Origin of the sequence: Flavobacterium piscisymbiosum, from assembly GCF_020905295.1 — a bacterium.
Taxonomy (GTDB): Bacteria; Bacteroidota; Bacteroidia; order Flavobacteriales; family Flavobacteriaceae; genus Flavobacterium; species Flavobacterium piscisymbiosum.
Window position 1 is genome coordinate 285,236 of sequence record NZ_JAJJMM010000001.1, and the last position, 17,098, is coordinate 302,333.

Annotated in this window: 15 protein-coding genes; 5 read left to right on the forward strand and 10 right to left on the reverse strand. The window is 33.7% G+C overall.

What is annotated here, in order from left to right:
* Nucleotides 1-172 precede the first annotated feature (172 nt).
* The 5 genes from LNP81_RS01400 (at nt 173) to rluF (ending at nt 4,864) form a co-directional block, all read left to right on the forward strand.
* Nucleotides 173-1,267 carry a Nif3-like dinuclear metal center hexameric protein gene (locus LNP81_RS01400; RefSeq protein ID WP_230032904.1) on the forward strand — a complete coding sequence of 365 codons (1,095 nt, stop codon included), beginning with the start codon at nt 173-175 and terminating at the stop codon, nt 1,265-1,267.
* 3 nt (nt 1,268-1,270) lie between these two features.
* The gene (locus tag LNP81_RS01405; protein ID WP_065450969.1) at nt 1,271-2,050 is read left to right on the forward strand and encodes a zinc ribbon domain-containing protein; all 780 of its coding nucleotides are present in this window, start codon (nt 1,271-1,273) and stop codon (nt 2,048-2,050) included.
* Nucleotides 2,051-2,399: 349 nt separating this feature from the next.
* On the forward strand, nt 2,400-3,251 hold the full coding sequence (locus LNP81_RS01410; RefSeq protein WP_230032906.1) for an alpha/beta fold hydrolase: 852 nt from the start codon (nt 2,400-2,402) through the stop codon (nt 3,249-3,251).
* An 84-nt stretch (nt 3,252-3,335) separates the two neighbouring features.
* A complete protein-coding gene (locus tag LNP81_RS01415; protein ID WP_230032908.1) occupies nt 3,336-3,680 on the forward strand; it encodes an antibiotic biosynthesis monooxygenase family protein in 345 nt (114 codons plus the stop codon).
* A 332-nt stretch (nt 3,681-4,012) separates the two neighbouring features.
* Nucleotides 4,013-4,864: a 23S rRNA pseudouridine(2604) synthase RluF gene (gene rluF, locus LNP81_RS01420; RefSeq protein ID WP_230032910.1), complete on the forward strand. Its 852-nt coding sequence runs from the start codon at nt 4,013-4,015 to the stop codon at nt 4,862-4,864.
* Between the two features lie 73 nt (nt 4,865-4,937).
* Here rluF and LNP81_RS01425 read toward each other — a convergent pair whose 3' ends face one another.
* The 10 genes from LNP81_RS01425 to LNP81_RS01470 form a co-directional block, all read right to left on the reverse strand.
* The gene (locus LNP81_RS01425; RefSeq protein WP_230032912.1) at nt 4,938-5,888 is read right to left on the reverse strand and encodes a magnesium transporter CorA family protein; all 951 of its coding nucleotides are present in this window, start codon (nt 5,886-5,888) and stop codon (nt 4,938-4,940) included.
* 189 nt (nt 5,889-6,077) lie between these two features.
* On the reverse strand, nt 6,078-7,466 hold the full coding sequence (locus LNP81_RS01430; RefSeq protein ID WP_230032915.1) for a DUF4153 domain-containing protein: 1,389 nt from the start codon (nt 7,464-7,466) through the stop codon (nt 6,078-6,080).
* Between the two features lie 113 nt (nt 7,467-7,579).
* Nucleotides 7,580-7,870, reverse strand: coding sequence for a winged helix-turn-helix domain-containing protein (locus LNP81_RS01435; RefSeq protein WP_055093284.1), 291 nt, complete (start codon nt 7,868-7,870; stop codon nt 7,580-7,582).
* A gap of 8 nt (nt 7,871-7,878) precedes the next feature.
* Nucleotides 7,879-8,493, reverse strand: a complete 615-nt coding sequence (locus LNP81_RS01440; protein ID WP_230032916.1) for a hypothetical protein — start codon at nt 8,491-8,493, stop codon at nt 7,879-7,881.
* Between the two features lie 415 nt (nt 8,494-8,908).
* The gene (locus LNP81_RS01445) at nt 8,909-9,793 is read right to left on the reverse strand and encodes a bifunctional 5,10-methylenetetrahydrofolate dehydrogenase/5,10-methenyltetrahydrofolate cyclohydrolase (protein WP_230032917.1); all 885 of its coding nucleotides are present in this window, start codon (nt 9,791-9,793) and stop codon (nt 8,909-8,911) included.
* 129 nt (nt 9,794-9,922) lie between these two features.
* Nucleotides 9,923-11,275 carry a signal recognition particle protein gene (gene ffh, locus LNP81_RS01450; RefSeq protein WP_230032919.1) on the reverse strand — a complete coding sequence of 451 codons (1,353 nt, stop codon included), beginning with the start codon at nt 11,273-11,275 and terminating at the stop codon, nt 9,923-9,925.
* Nucleotides 11,276-11,535: 260 nt separating this feature from the next.
* Nucleotides 11,536-13,221: an MBOAT family O-acyltransferase gene (locus LNP81_RS01455; protein ID WP_230032920.1), complete on the reverse strand. Its 1,686-nt coding sequence runs from the start codon at nt 13,219-13,221 to the stop codon at nt 11,536-11,538.
* Nucleotide 13,222: 1 nt separating this feature from the next.
* Complete coding sequence (locus tag LNP81_RS01460) at nt 13,223-14,590, reverse strand: LysM peptidoglycan-binding domain-containing protein (protein WP_230032921.1); 1,368 nt, start codon at nt 14,588-14,590, stop codon at nt 13,223-13,225.
* A 46-nt stretch (nt 14,591-14,636) separates the two neighbouring features.
* Nucleotides 14,637-16,121, reverse strand: a complete 1,485-nt coding sequence (locus tag LNP81_RS01465) for an SGNH/GDSL hydrolase family protein (RefSeq protein WP_230032922.1) — start codon at nt 16,119-16,121, stop codon at nt 14,637-14,639.
* A gap of 348 nt (nt 16,122-16,469) precedes the next feature.
* Nucleotides 16,470-17,096: an HmuY family protein gene (locus LNP81_RS01470; RefSeq protein ID WP_230032923.1), complete on the reverse strand. Its 627-nt coding sequence runs from the start codon at nt 17,094-17,096 to the stop codon at nt 16,470-16,472.
* Nucleotides 17,097-17,098 lie beyond the last annotated feature (2 nt).

Below are 17,098 nucleotides of genomic sequence, written 5' to 3' on the forward strand. Positions count from 1 at the left end.
TATATTTTTTAAGAGAACCTTGACATGTCAAAATTCACAAAACACAAAAAGAAGAAAAAACTTACTTACTGTATTCCTTTTACGAAAGTATAATTTTTTTCGTTAATTTGTTTCAAGTTTCAGATTTCCTTAATCGCAAAAAAATGAAACTTAAAACCTGAAATAAAAAATAATGAAAATCAAAGAAATATTAGCAGTTCTCGAAGAAATGGCACCTTTGGCTTACGCCGAAGATTTTGACAATGTTGGCCTTTTAGTTGGCGATGCTGAAACTGATAGCACCGGAGTTTTAGTTTGTCATGATGCTTTAGAGAATGTCATCGATGAAGCTATTGCAAAAAGCTGCAATCTTGTAGTTTGCTTTCATCCGATTTTATTCTCCGGAATTAAAAAAATTACAGGTAAAAATTATGTAGAGCGCGCGATCCTGAAAGCGATCAAAAATGATATTGCTATTTATGCAGTTCACACAGCTTTAGATAATCATTCGGCGGGAGTTAATAAAATATTTTGTGATGCTTTAGGGTTAACGAATACTAAGGTCTTAATTCCTAAACAAAATTTCATCAAAAAACTAGTTACTTATACGACTCCTGACAATGCTGATAAAGTTCGAAATGCTATGTTTGAAGCTGGCGCCGGAACTATTGGCAATTATGACAATTGCAGTTTTAATACCGAAGGCTTTTTTACTTTTAAAGGAAATGAAGACAGCAATCCCGTGATTGGAGAAAAAGGAAAATTACATACCGGAACCGAAATAAAAATTGAAGTTGTTTTTGAAAAACATTTACAATCTAAAATCCTCAAAGCACTTTTCGCGAATCATATTTACGAAGAAGTCGCTTATGAAGTTTATGATTTACAAAACGCGCATCAGAATATTGGTTTAGGAATGATTGGAGAATTTGAAACAGAAATGGATGAAAAAGATTTTCTGTTTTTTGTAAAAAAGAAGATGATTGCCGACGGAATTCGCCATTCGGCTTTTACGGGAAAAAAAATCAGGAAAGTTGCCGTTTTGGGAGGCTCAGGAAGTTTTGCCATAAAAAATGCAATTATGGCCGGAGCCGATGCATTTTTGACTGCCGATTTAAAATACCATCAGTTTTATGAAGCCGAAAATCGACTACTTTTAGCCGATATTGGTCATTTTGAGAGCGAACGCTATACAAAAAACTATATTGTTGATTATCTTCGAAAAAAAATCCTTAATTTTGCCATCATTTTATCAGAAGAAAATACAAATCCAGTTAAGTACTTATAGAATATGGCGAATACGAAAGAATTAAGTGTTGAGGACAAGTTAAGAGCAATATACGATTTACAGCTTATTGACTCTAGAATTGACGAAATCAGAAACGTGAGAGGAGAACTTCCTTTAGAAGTGGAAGATCTAGAAGATGAAGTTGCAGGTTTAAGCACGCGTTCAGAGAAACTGAAAAGTGAACTTGAGGTTATTGAAGATCTTATCAAAGCAAAGAAAAATGCTATTGATGAGCACAAAGAGGTTATCAAAAAATACACAAAACAACAAGAATCAGTTCGTAATAACAGAGAATTTAATTCTTTGACTAAAGAGGTTGAATTTCAGGAATTAGAAATTCAATTGGCTGAAAAGCAAATCAAAGAAATGAAAGCTTCTATCGAACATAAGAAAGAAGTTACTTCGAACTTAAAAGAAAAACTTGACGCTAAAAGTTCTCACTTAAAACATAAAAAATCTGAACTAGATGCTATTATGGCTGAAACTCAAAAAGAAGAAATCTTCTTATCTGAGAAATCAGCTGAGTTCTCTGCTCAGATCGAAGAAAGATTATTGGCTGCTTATACTAGAATCAGAACTAGTGTTCGTAACGGATTAGCGGTTGTATCTATCGAAAGAGGAGCTTCTGCAGGATCATTCTTTACAATTCCGCCTCAAACACAGGTAGAAATTGCTTCTAGAAAGAAAATCATTACTGATGAGCACTCTGGAAGAATTTTAGTTGACAGCGCACTAGCTGAAGAAGAAAAAGAAAAAATGGAACAATTGTTCTCTAAATTCTAAATATTCAAAATCCCGATTTAATCGGGATTTTTTTTTGCCTTTATTTTGCTAAAATGTTATGGAGAATTTTACCGCAAAGAACGCAAAGATTTTATCTAAGATTGCTTTTGAAAGCACAAAGTTCGAAAAGCTAAATCAATACAAAGCTTTGCGTCCCGAGGCTTCGGGATGCCTTTTTATAAAAGCTAAGAGTAAAAGAAAACTTATTGTTCTCTTCGATAATTTTTTTCTCTTTATAGAGGTATTATAATTGATCAATTAAAGATTAACAAAAGGATTTTTAAATCTGTGGCAAAATATTTTTCATCAAGTTTAAAATCATATTTTTATCTTTATAAAAAATTAAGTTTTGGGAATTAAAAAAGGAATCCGTTTCATTACATTAAAATCGGTTGGGTCGTATATTAATTTTCTAAGTTATGTTCGTCCGCAAAAAGCTGTTGAACTTTCTTATGCTCTTTTTAGTCAGCCCAGAATTGGAAGATTGCAAAAAGAAGATTTACCCAAAATATTAAAAAATACAGAAACTGAAACGTTTCATCATAACGAACATCATTTTCAGACTTATATCTGGAAAGGAAACGAAACCAAAATTCTGCTTGTTCACGGTTGGGAAAGCAATGCCGCACGCTGGAAAAAAACCTTACCACATCTTCAAAAATCAGGAAGTACCATTATTGCAATTGATGCTCCGGCTCACGGACAAAGCAGTGGCAAAGAATTTAACATTCCGCTTTATGCCGAATTCATCAACAAAGCGGTAGAAAAGTATCAACCCACAATTATTATTGGTCATTCGATTGGTGGCGCAGCTTGCGTTTATCATCAATATTTATTTCCTAACACGAGTATTAATAAAATGGTGATTCTTGGAGCGCCATCAGATTTAAAAACTTTGATCGACAATTATATTGCCATGTTGAGCCTGAATACAAAAATGTTTTCGCTTCTTGAAACTAAATTCATCAATCGTTTCAACTTTAAAATTGGGGATTTCTCCGCACAAAAATTCGCATCACAATTTAATGTTTCGGGTTTCATTGCGCACGACACTTCAGATAAAATTGTCGCTTTTGAAGAAGGAAAAAAAATTGCGAGTAACTGGAAGAATAGCCAGTTTATAGAAACCAAAGGTTTAGGTCACGGAATGCATGATGATGAATTGTATGAGAAAGTGGTTGCCTTTTTGTTTGCTTCTTAAACAAGGTTCAAAGTTGCAAAGGCTCAAAGAAACAAAGTTTTTTTTGCATTCAAAAAAAATCTAAAATCTAAAATTCCAAAAAATATGATAGCAGTAATTTTTGAAGTAATTCCTAATAAAGGGAAAAAAGAAGAATATCTGGATATCGCTGCAAGCCTGCGACCTGAATTAGATCATATCGAAGGATTTATATCGATAGAACGTTTTCAGAGTTTTAGCAATCCCGATAAAGTTTTGTCATTATCTTTCTGGAAAGATGAAGAAAGTATCCAGCAATGGCGAAATCTCGAAATGCATCGCCACGCTCAGGCTAAAGGCAGAAATGAAGTTTTTAAAGACTATCATTTAAGAATTGCTGCTGTTGTTCGCGATTACGGAATGTTTGAACGAAAAGAAACTCCGGAAGATAGTTCTTCTTATCATCAATAAAGGTTCAAAGTTTTTTTTAGGTACTGAGATTCTAAGGTTCTAAGTTGCTAAGATTTTTTCAAACATTGGTAATCGTATTTTCAACCTTAGAGTAAAGATTACGAAGAAAAAAAATCCGCTAAAATCCGTGTCTTTGCGAAGCAAATCCGTGTCATCCGCGTATTATTAAGCTTATTGGGAGATTTTGCGTACTTCAATATAAAAAGGTGGCGTGGAATTCAAAAAAATCTAATAATCCAACAATCTAATAATCCAACAATCTAAAGATCTAATCATCTAAAGATCTAATCATCTAAAATCTAAGAAGTCTAAATTTTGCTTACTTTTGCAGTATGGAAGAGAATTTAAAACGTCTGAATAAATTTATTGGTGAAACAGGATATTGTTCCCGCCGTGAAGCCGATAAACTTATTGAAGAAGGACGCGTAACAATAAATGGTGTTGTACCAGAAATGGGAACGAAAGTTTCGCAAAATGACGAAGTGCGTATTGACGGAAAACTGATTGTTGAAAAACACGAAAAACTAGTTTACCTGGCTTTCAACAAACCGGTCGGAATTGAATGCACCACGAATCTTGAAGTTCGAAATAATATTGTAGATTATATTAATTACCCTAAACGTATTTTCCCAATTGGACGATTGGATAAAGCGAGTGAAGGATTAATTTTTATGACGAATGACGGCGATATTGTAAACAAAATTTTACGCGCCAGAAACAATCACGAAAAAGAATATACGGTAACGGTAAATAAACCTATTACAGAACGTTTTATACAGCGCATGGGAAATGGTATTCCGATTTTGGATACTGTGACTAAAAAATGTAAAGTAGAACAAATTAGCCAATTCACTTTTAAAATCATTTTAACGCAGGGTTTAAACCGTCAAATTCGTAGAATGACCGAATATTTAGGTTATGATGTAACGGCGCTTAAACGTATCAGAATCATCAATATTTCGCTTGATGTTCCTGTTGGTCGTTATCGTGATTTGACTGATGATGAAATTAAAGAATTAAATCATTTAATTGAACCGTCAAGCAAAACCGAAGAAGCAAGTTTGCCAAAAGTTGAAACTCCAAGGCGAAGAACTGATTTTTTATCAAAAAATGATGTTCCTAAACGACGAACAGATTTTATATCAAAGGATGATCCGAGATTTAAGAAAAAAGGAGATTACTAAACTGATCTTATAAAAAATACCCTTTCGCTAAAACGAAAGGGTATTTTTTTATATAATTTTATGAATTATGATATCAGAACCATCTTCTTCTTTTAAATAAAAATGCTCCTACAGAAGACAAAATAACGGATACGAAAAGAAGAATCCAAAAACCATATTTACTTTCTTCTAATCCATTAGGGACATTCATTCCGTATAAACTTGCAATTAAAGTTGGGATCATCAAAATAATAGAAATCGAAGTCATTTGCTTCATTATATTATTCATATTATTCGAAATTACCGAAGCATACGCATCCATCATTCCGGTCAAAATATTGCTGTAGATATTAGCAGTGTCCTGCGCCTGACCTAATTCGATATCAACATCTTCCAGCAAATCAGGATCAAAGTGTTCTCTGTGGGCTTTCAAATTTTTGATTCGGTGAAACAAAACATGGTTTCCTTTTAAGGAAGTAATAAAAAAGACCAGACATTTTTCTATTTGCAAAAGCGCCTGTAATTCTTCATTTTTAATCGACTTCTCTAAATTATCTTCGGCCAGTTTTATCTTTTGATTAATTTGTTTCAGGTATTTTAAATACCAAACACTCGATGATAATAACAATCTTAAAACCAGATCGAAATTATCTTTTATATGAATATTTTTTCTTTTGGTGTATTGTACAAAATCAGAAATGATTTCTGTTTTATAAAAGCTGATGGTCACACAAACGTCTTCTTTAAAAATTAATCCCATTGGGATGGTTTGAAAAGGCAACTTAACATCATTGCTTTTTATAGGAACACGCATAATGATTAGTGTCCAGCCGTCTTCTATCTCAATACGAGGTCTTTCGTCGATATCTTCGATATCATTATAAAAGGCTTCGGGAATTTGAAGTTCTTCGAGTAAATATTTTTTTTCTGTTTCTGATGGAGATTCAATGTTGACCCAGCAATTTGGAGTCCATTCTTTTGTCTCGATTAATCCGTTGTTGTTATTGTAAAAGGCTTTCATTTCAAAATTGCAGGGTTTTATCATAGCATTTTGAGAGGATTCAAAAAGCTATTTTAATTTAATACTAACGAATAATAATCGTCCATTGGAAAAGTTTTTTTTTAAAGTGCTGCAAAAGTATCTTTTATTTTTAAAACCCAAAACTTTAAACGCATAATTAAATACTAAAAAAAACACCTTCAGTATTTTACTAAAGGTGTTTTTCTGAAAAAATTACTTTTTATTATTCAAAAACTCATAATACAATGCTTTTGATAAAAATCTTTTATTCTGATACTCATCGATTAGTTCTTCTCTTTTAATTTCAATTAATTGACCATCTAAATGATTTTTCGAAAAATATTCTCTTCGGGCTTCATCATTAAAATTCAAATTGCTCAAAAATAACGGTTCAACACATTTGTTTACTGCAATATTATAAGTGGTAATTAGATTTCCCCAATTTACGAAACTACATAACAGAACCGTTCCGTAAAAATACCATACCATTTGGTTTGCCAGATAAGCATTTGTTTTTTGTTTTGTGATTTTTAGAAAAACAAAAACTAAACCTATAATGGCCAAGATTAAGAAAGCATAAACTCCTAATCGTTTATATGTTAATCCGAAAACTGAAATATATTCTGAGTTTTTAATAATCGTACTCACAATCAAAAGTCCGTTTAGGGCAATCCAGATTTTAGCCAGTTTTTTGAGATTGGTTGCTTTTTTATCAAAATTAAATCCGCCCTTAAAATAGAACATAATTACACCAACAGCCATAACGATCGAGAAAATTACTGAATTGACTCTTTCGTGCGTATCGGCACTCAGGTTTGATTTTGCTATCACTTCAAAAAACTGTTCGTAGTTGTAGGTTACAATAAATACTACAAGCATAATGTTTAGCAATACCAAAGTAATTTCGCCGCTCTTTCTCTCGAAGTCAATATCTAAAAACGAAAATGTATTCTGAGTTTTAATTTCGGCTATATTCTTAAAATCATTGTCTAATAATTCGTTTTTTTCATAACAAACTTCGGGTACCCAGTAATTCCAGAAACTGAATGAAATATAGAACCCCAAAACTCCAATTAATATAACTTCGACAATATCAACATCTAAAGTATAATCTGTTAGTAAAGAAGAGAAATGAGAGCTTCCGAAAGAATAGGCTGTAAAAAAGACGATGATAAAAATCGTTGGGATAATGAAATACGCAACTAGTTTTTTAGCAAAATTATTGTGAATTTTCTTTTCCGGAAGCCACTGGCTGAACATGAAAATACGTCCTATTGAAGCGAATGCATTTAAAAACACTAATGGAAATACTTGTACGGTTTTAAGTTTTGATTCCTGGGTTTTAAACTGTAAAAAAAGAATTGACATTGACAAAGCCAGGAAAGAAACAAAATCTCCATACCAGGCAAAAGCCAGACAAGATAATACCGAAGTAACAACCAAGATCAGATGCGATCTGTCTGTAAACCGATCCTGAAAGAAATAACAGATTGAACCGGTTAATAATAGTGCAAAAATAGAGAGGTTTACTCCTACTGACTCGTTGTAAAAAAGCAGTGTAAATAATATACTGCAAGCTAGAATGATTTGATGTTTTTTCATATTTGTTGAATTTATTTATTGCTTGTGATTCACCTTTTTTTAATAGTGATTTTGTTATTTTAAATTTAAAAGTACTTTGCGTTTCAAAGCGCTTAGGCAAAAAAATATAGTTATTACGATTTCATTAATTTTTCAAGATAAGAAAGGTGTTCTTTAAAAGCTGCACGTCCCCTAGGAGTTACCTGATAAGAGGTTTTGGGCTTTTTACCCACAAATTCTTTTTTAACTTCTATGTATTCAGACTTTTCAAGCGCTGAGGAATGACTGGCTAAATTTCCATCGGTAATGTTCAAGAGGTTTTTCATCTCGGTAAAATCAACCCATTCATTGACCATCAGAACGGACATAATACCCAGTCTGACACGGCTTTCAAAATCTTTATTTAGTTTATCAATGATTCCCATTGCGTGGATTATTTATATTTTTTGAACATTATTAGTCCGTACAAGATATGCAAAATACCAAAACCTACGATCCAAAAAACTAAACCATACCCGATATAAAAAAGAGAAACAAATCCTAAAATTAATTCGCAGAAGCCTAAGTATTTAACATCTGAAAATGTGTACTTCTCTGCGTTTACAAGTGCTAAACCATAAAAAATTAAAGTTGCCGGAGCAATTAAGCCATAAAGTTCATGGCGCAAAAGTGCCAGACAAAAAATACCTCCTGCCAAAAGAGGAATTGCTAAATTGAACAACATATTTTTTGTAGCCGATGTCCAGATTGGTAAATCGTATTTTCTGCTTTTTCTGATCGTAAAGGTTAGTCCAAAAACAAAAGCGAAAGCTAGAATAACAATCCCAGTAAAAAACAATTGAGACACTAAACTAGCCGGAATGATAATTTGTTGTGCGTCGAAATACTCAATGCCATTTGCTTTGAATAATTGAAAAACGTACAATCCGCCAATTAAAGCCGACAGACCCGCAAAAACTCCTGAGAGTCCGCTTAGGGATATAAATCTTGAAGAGCGCTCCATCATGGAACGAATGTGTGCTAAATCTTCTTGGTGCTTCTGATTCATAAATAAAGTACTTTGTAATGCAAAGTTATATTTTATTTTGAATTGACAAATAGAAAATTGATTTTTTTTTATGAAGTCGACTTAACTTAAATTTTTATATGCCACCCCGATGGGGTTCTGAAAGACAAAATTCATAGATATCTATAAATATATCGTCCCGATGGGACTACATCATAAATTCGAATAGCGATTTAAATACTTATAATTTTGATGGACTTCATGAATGAACATAAAGTTGCGTGAGGGATAGGAGCTGGCTACCGAAGTAGCGTGGATAGCCCGACCGTATTTACGAAAGGCGCACATAAGCGGCATGTTAAGTAGCGCCTTTTGTAAATACGGTCACGCCCAAAGTATATAACGCAAGAAAGCCTACTCGATTGAATAGGCTTTGTTTATTTTTATTTGAAAAGAATTATTTTTTGGCGCTTCTCATTTTTCTTGCTAAAAGTGTATTTTTAAGCAACATTGCAATTGTCATTGGCCCTACTCCACCTGGAACCGGTGTGATATAAGATGATTTTTTGCTTACTTCGTCAAAATCAACGTCACCTTTTATAACGTAACCTTTTGGGTTTGATGCATCGTCTACACGAGTAATTCCAACGTCTATAATTACAACGCCGTCTTTAACCATATCTCCTTTTAAGAATTCAGGAACTCCTAAAGCGGTGATAATGATATCTGCATTTTTAGTGAATTCGGCTAAATTTTTAGTTCGGCTATGTGTTAGCGTAACGGTTGAATCTCCAGGATTTCCTTTACGGCTCATTAAAATACTCATTGGTCGGCCTACAATGTGGCTTCTACCAATTACTACGGTATGTTTTCCGGCAGTTTCTACGTTGTAACGCTCTAGTAATTGCATGATCCCGAATGGCGTTGCAGGAATAAAGCTTTCCATCTCTAAAGCCATTCTTCCGAAGTTTGTTGGGTGAAAACCATCAACGTCTTTATAAGGATCGATTGCTAATAAGATTTTTTGCTCGTCGATATGTTTTGGTAACGGTAACTGAACGATGAAACCATCAAGATCATCATCTTCGTTTAGTTCTTTGATTTTTGCCAGTAAAGCTTCTTCGGTAATATCTTCGGGTAAACTTACTAAAGTTGAATCGAAGCCAATTTGCTGGCAAGATTTTACTTTACTTCCTACGTAAGTTAAACTTGCCCCGTTTGTACCAACGATTACGGCTGCCAAATGAGGTACTTTTCCTCCGGCATCTTTTATCGATTGAACTTCGGCTGCAATTTCGTTTTTAATGTCTTCAGCTGTTTTTTTACCGTCTAGTAGTTGCATTGTTTTTGTTTCAAGTTTAAAGTTTCAGGTTTCACGTTACAAGCGAAACGCATATATATTTATCGAAAAAAGTTTCAAGTTTTAGTCTCGAACATGAAACTTTAAACTTGAAACTTTTTTCTTATTTTTTTATCTTGGCATTCCGCCTGGCATTCCTTTCATGCCTCCCATCATTTTCATCAGGTTTTTTCCGCCCGGACCTTGCATCATTTTCATCATTTTGCTCATTTGGTCGAATTGCTTCATTAACTGATTTACTTGCTCGACTTTGGTTCCGGAACCTTTAGCGATTCTGGCTTTTCTTTTTACGTCGATTATGGCCGGCTTGCTTCTTTCGATTGGTGTCATCGAGTGAATGATGGCTTCGATATGTTTAAAGGCATCATCTTCTATTTCTACGTCTTTCATGGCTTTTGAAGCTCCCGGTATCATTCCAACCAGGTCTTTCATATTACCCATTTTTTTTACTTGCTGAATCTGCGTTAAGAAATCATCAAAACCGAATTCGTTTTTAGCGATTTTCTTTTGAAGTTTTCTGGCTTCTTCTTCGTCAAATTGTTCCTGCGCTCTTTCTACAAGAGACACAACGTCTCCCATACCTAAGATACGCTCGGCCATACGATCTGGATAGAAAACATCAATTGCTTCCATCTTTTCGCCTGTACCTACAAATTTGATTGGTTTGTTTACAACCGATTTAATCGAAATTGCGGCTCCACCACGAGTATCTCCATCTAATTTGGTTAGGATAACTCCGTCGAAGTTTAAGATATCGTTGAAGGCTTTTGCTGTATTTACAGCATCTTGTCCTGTCATTGCATCTACAACAAACAAGGTTTCTTGTGGCTGAATTGCTTTATGAACACGAGCAATTTCGTCCATCATTTCCTGATCTACTGCTAAACGTCCGGCTGTATCGACAATTACTACATTGAAACCGTTTGCTTTTGCATGTTTGATTGCGTTTTGAGCAATCTCTACAGGATTTTTATTATCCGGCTCTGAGTAAACCTCAACGCCTATTTGATCTCCAACAACATGCAACTGATTAATCGCCGCAGGACGGTAGATATCACACGCTACAAGAAGTGGCTTTTTATTTTTCTTTGTTTTTAAGAAGTTGGCAAGTTTACCAGAGAAAGTTGTTTTACCAGAACCCTGAAGTCCTGACATCAAAATAACACTAGGAGTTCCGGAAAGATTGATTCCGGCAACATCACCACCCATTAATTCGGTTAGTTCGTCTTTTACTAACTTCACCAATAATTGTCCTGGCTGAAGTGTTGTTAAAACGTCCTGACCTATCGCTTTTTCTTTTACTTTGGTGGTAAAATCTTTAGCAATTTTAAAGTTAACATCGGCATCTAATAAGGCACGACGAACTTCTTTTAAGGTATCGGCTACGTTTACTTCTGTAATTTTACCGTGCCCTTTTAATATATGGAAGGCTTTATCTAACTTATCACTTAAATTATCAAACATAATTTTTTCTTTATTTGAAGTGCAAAGATAATCTAATTAGGTATTTCAGGCAATTTTTATTTAAGTGCAAAGTTTGCTTTTTGCCACGAAAGCTCAAAGGCACAAAGTTTATCGTTTGCGTTGTGTTTTTTAACCGCTAAGTTCGCTAAGTTTTACGCAAAGAACGCAATGTTTTTACTCGCAAAGACGCAAAGTCGCAAAGAATATAAAAAACTTTGCGACTTTGTGCCTTTGTGGCTATGAACCTTTGAACCTTTTTTTTAAAATTGGAAATAAATAAACGGCTGTGAACCTGCAACGGCTGTAGCGTACACTATCCAGTAAACGAAACCAAGGATAATTGCCTTTCCTATTAATGGGGTTTTATCGAAAACAAATTTCATTTTTGATGTGATCACTTCTGGCAAGAAATGCCAAACGTATCCAAAAAGCATCAATAAGAATACATTTTTATATCCTAATATAATGGCTTGCCAATGTTCTGGTTCGAATGTTAACTGACCAATATTGTTGATGACCTGTAAGGCTGTTTCAAAATCTCTGGCGCGGAAAAAGATCCAACAAAAAACTACAAAATGGAATGTAATTACGATTGAGAAAAATGTCCATAAGAAATTGGAACCTTTACCTTCTTTTTTGGATGGGAAAAATTCCATGAAGATTTTATGAACCGCTAATGCTAATCCGTGTAAAGCTCCCCAAACAATGAATTGTGCTCCGGCTCCATGCCATAATCCTCCTAAAAGCATTGTGGTAAACAAATTGAAATTGGTTACCAATGTTTGATGTTTTTTCTTTGAAAGTAAAAATGTCAAAGAGAATAATATGATTGCACCAATTGCTATACCTAACGGAATAAAACTCTCGTTTATATTTGACATTCCCCAAAGCAATAATCCGAAGAAGAATAAACTTGGGAATAAAAATCCCGCGAAAGTTCCTTCTCGATTTCCTCCTATAGAAATATACAAGAAATCTTTTAACCAGGTTGATAAGGAAATATGCCATCTTCTCCAGAAATCTGTAATGGATGTTGATTTATATGGCGTTCTAAAGTTGGCTGGTAATTTGAATCCTAATAACAAAGCGATTCCGATTGCCATATCTGAGTATCCTGAAAAGTCGCAATAAATTTGAATAGCGTATCCGTAAGATGCCATTAAATTTTCGAACGATGTATAATTCATTGGCGTATCGAAAACACGGTCAACAAAGTTTATCGAGATGTAATTTGAAATTACGGTTTTCTTGATTAATCCACCAATAATCAAAAACAAAGCGTTGTTTACATCTTGCTTGGTCAGATTTAGCTTTTGATAAATCTGTGGCAAGAAGTCTTTTGCCCTAACGATTGGTCCGGCAACTAACTGCGGGAAAAACGAAACGAAAAATAGATATTCGATGTAGTTTTTTGTTGGCTTGATTTCTTCACGATAAATCTCGATAATATAGCTCATCGACTGAAAAGTGTAAAACGAAATACCAACAGGAAGGAAAATATCATGAAGCTTATAATTGCCATGAAACATATCATTGAATGTTACGATCATGAAATTCATGTATTTGAAATACCCCAATAACCCCAAATTCAGGATTACACTGATAACCAAATAAATTTTCTTTCGGCTGTCTTTTGCTTCTCGATAAATAATTTGGCTCAAGCCATAATCTACAACTGAGGAAAGCAGTAATAGCAAAAAGTAAATTCCGCTTGACTTATAATAAAAGAAAAGCGAGAAGAGAATAACGTATGTTAATCTCAAATAAAATGTTTTGCGTAAAAAAGCATACACAAAATAAAACACGAGAAACAATCCTAAGAATAAACCGGTATTAAACAATAGTTTTTCTTCGGGATTGTATATAAACCAACTTTTAGCCTGTTCTAAAGTAACTGCACCGAAATTTTGAACAAACCAATTATTTATGTTATCTATTGTAATCAACTTACTTTTTTAATTTAAAATTATCGTATGCTTTTAAAAACGCCTCTGTAAACAAGTCTCCTTGTTTTTCGTATCCTTTTTTAGAATAATGAACCCAATCGGGCCCTATCAATCCTTGAGATTTTAACTGCTGGATTCCATGCATTCCACCAAATTCATCATATAAATCCCAAACAGCAACATTGTCCGTTTCGGCCATTTGAATTATACTTCTCGCATAATCGAATATGTAAGTATTAGTTCTTCTTCCTTTAAGTAAAGAAGGTGCTGGCGTACTAATAATTATTGGGACATTTATATTCTGCTCTTTCACTTTCTTAATAAATAGACGAATTTGTTCGATATAAGCCAAAGCTTCCATGTGATCGTAGCTTTCATTTGTTCCAAAGGAAAGAACCAACATATCAGGATGTAAAGCTTTTAGTTGCTCAAAGAATAAAGGATACTTATTATAATCTGAGAATTTTGCTCCATTTACGCCTATTCCGCTATACATGATTCCAGGCGCATCTTTTTCAAGAACAATTCCGTTAAGTGCATATTTGTCGGCATTTTTATTCGGGATCAGAAAAATTTTATCCAATGCTTTATCCGAGTGATACGAATGAGAAAAAGAATCAGATTCGAGGTCTAAGGAAACAAACGCTGAACTTGTAATATTTTTAGGCTTTGTTTCATTCGTTAAAATCTTTAGCGTTCTGCCCGCGCGGATGTTATTTGATTTTAGATGATTTTCTCGTTTAATTTCGGCAATCGAGATATTATATTTATCGGCAATTGTCGAGATCGCTTCGCCTTTTTTAATTTTATGGGTAATCACTTTTCGCTCTGTTGACTGAATCGTTTTGGTTTGGGATGATGTAGCCAAATCAAACATATTCTCGTTTTTAGGCGTAATAACATGAATGGTATTAAACTTAAAATTTGCCTCTTTGATATGTAATTCGATTGCAAAACCACCATTATCTCTCCATAATGCTATTCCGCTTAAACCAACAGGAACATTTTTGAAAGGATGAATGTTTCTATAGTTTTCCCATGCTCTGTTCGAATAGAAACGCTCATTATAAGAACCATTTGTTTTGGCTAATTGATAAGGAAAAACCAATCCCCTACCGGCATTACCAAACTTTCGTTGAAGATTAAGCCTGATTTCATTGGTCATTAAATCACTCTGAATATGAGAATCGCCAATATGTACAATACTTATTTTTTGATTATTATGATCCTCGTTTTCTTTTAATTTCTCAAAAAAACGCTTTAAGACTTTTGCATTATAGATTCCATCCTCAGAAAAAGAATCAACTGCTGCTGTATCGACTTTATGAATCATGTTTTTTGTTATTGGTATTGGATCTGGCTTTTGCATTTTATCGTTTGTTGCGAAAAAAAGGCAACAAAAGAAAATTATTAATCTAGTCATTTACGCTATCATTTTTTACAGAAACGGAATCTGTATTTGTTTTCCTGACGGCTTTCCGCTTATTAACGTCAGTTTCTCTATTTTCTCGCAATGCTTTATATTGCTCGTAACCTTTATTCAATTGATCGTATAATAATTTACCTATAGCTTTTGCTCCGCGCTGGTTAAAGTGTGTGTAATCTTTATTGGCTTTTGCCGGCGATTCATCTACCCATTTTACCATAGATCCGTCGCCTCCCATTAAAGTATACAGATTCACAAATCCGGATTCGGTTTCGAGTGCATATCTTTTTTGAGCTTTCATTAAAGGCACAACGGCAGAATCTGTTTTCATTTCCATATCATATTTTGTAGACTTATCAGCTGTTGAAATAATCAAAATAGAAACTCCCGGAAAAGATTCTTTTATTTTATTCACCGCTTTTGTCATTCCTCTTTGATACCATGAATAATTCTTGGTTCCGTAATTTAAAACGTTGGTTCCGTAATGCAAAATAACCAAATCGTATTTTAAGCTATTATTGAATCCCTGCATTACATTGGCATTGAACATCGAAATTGGCAATCCTGAATTTCCTCTTTGTGAGAAATTATCAACGTGAACCCCAATTCCGTTATCAAAATTAAAGCCATAAATAGGAATTGAATCGGCATGAATGAAATTAGCTTTGAATGCTTTTATACTTCCTGAGCTTACTTTTAAGGTATTGATCAAATTGTTTGGGACAAGACTTTTTCGTAAAGTATCTTTTCCTATAATAAAATTCACATTTCCTTTTTTAGACGATCTTCCATAATATAATGTTGGATTATCTAAAGTTGTTGCGTATTTATTAAGACCTGCTTCGTATTGAACCCAGGTTGTATTTGCTTTATCATTTGCAAAAAACACATGGCCGTTTACTCCAAATGGACTAATAGGATTTTTGATATTTAAATACGATAGTGTTTTCCAGTTTTTAGAATAAGTAGATTTAACAGATCCTCTGGAAGCTGCAGATTCTGAAGTTATCGAAACAAAACCAACACCGTTACCGCCAAAACGTTCCTGATAATTCGATCGAACATCCTGCACGATCAAATCTCCGTCTGTCATGGAATCTCCATAATAAGCGATCCTTACTTTGGCTTGTGGATTCTTTTCAAGCTGATATAATTTTTCATAAAAAGAAATTAGGTATTGATATCCTTTATAATTATCAAAAGTTTCAGATGGAAATTCGATTCCCTCAGCAGCACCAAAAGTAATTTTTTCTCCTGCTTCCTTTTTTTCACTTTCAGAAATACTGTCTCCTTTTAGCGCCAACGAATCGTTTGCTACAGATTCTAAAAGCAAACTATCAATAAGTACGTTTTTAGAATCTACTTTACTATCCGGAAAAATTTTATCAGGTAAGATTTGTTTAAATCCAATGAAAGCCACGAATGCCAATGCTACAATTGCAAAAGACTGAAAAAAATAAGATTTTGTATTCACTAGTAGTTATAAATTTGAAGAAAGGATTAACTAATTTTTTTTATCAAAATTTTCTGCCATTTCCTTATAAAAAAGTATGTGCAAAGATAGAATTAAACATTAATTTATGAATTATTTTTTTCATTAAAATAAAACAAAAAAAGAGGCTAGATGAATCTAACCTCTTTATCAAAAAAAAATAAAAAAAACAAAGTTAATGATTAACTAAATTTTAATGTATTGTATGATATAATATTGGCTCTCAAAGCTTAAAACCAAAGTCTTCAGTTCCACTAAAATCAGCATGAATAATTTTGTTTTCATTACGAAACTATTACGAAGAGTATATTATACCTCTTAAATATTTTCTTAGAATGTTGTAGTACTATTTGCTTGGTAAGCAAAATTAAAAGTATAATATCTTGGTGTAGAATCTGCCGCTGGAGTTGCTGGTGCACCTTTATAATAACTTAAGATTTCAAATTTTGCGTATTTTCCATCGTGAGTTTTAACAACAAAAACTTTTCCTGCAATAGGAGAAATTATAGTGTTTGCATAATTATACCATCCTTGTCCGGCTACTGCAGGAATTGAGTAAACTGTAGCTGCATCTTGTTTAAAAGTACTTGCTGCAGGAAATGTCGTCACAGCTCCAAAAGTGTTAGAAACAGTACTAATAGCTCCAGATCCTGTTCTTGCTGGTTCACCTGAATCATCAACGTTGACTTTAACTCCTCCGTTTACAATAATAACCGTTCCACGAAAAGCGATATCCCATTTGTCGGTAGTAACAATTTTGTTTTCAGAGAAACTGAATCTCGTAAATTCACCACTCGCCGCTCCTGCTTGTCCTCCTCCTGTTTGTGGAGCATTAAGATCTGAAACTTTTGTTGTTACAACTACTTCAGTAGTTGTGTCTTTATCATCATCACTGCTACAAGATGCAGTAAAAAGTACTAGTGCTAAAAGCGAAAGTTTTAAAAAATTTGTTTTCATAG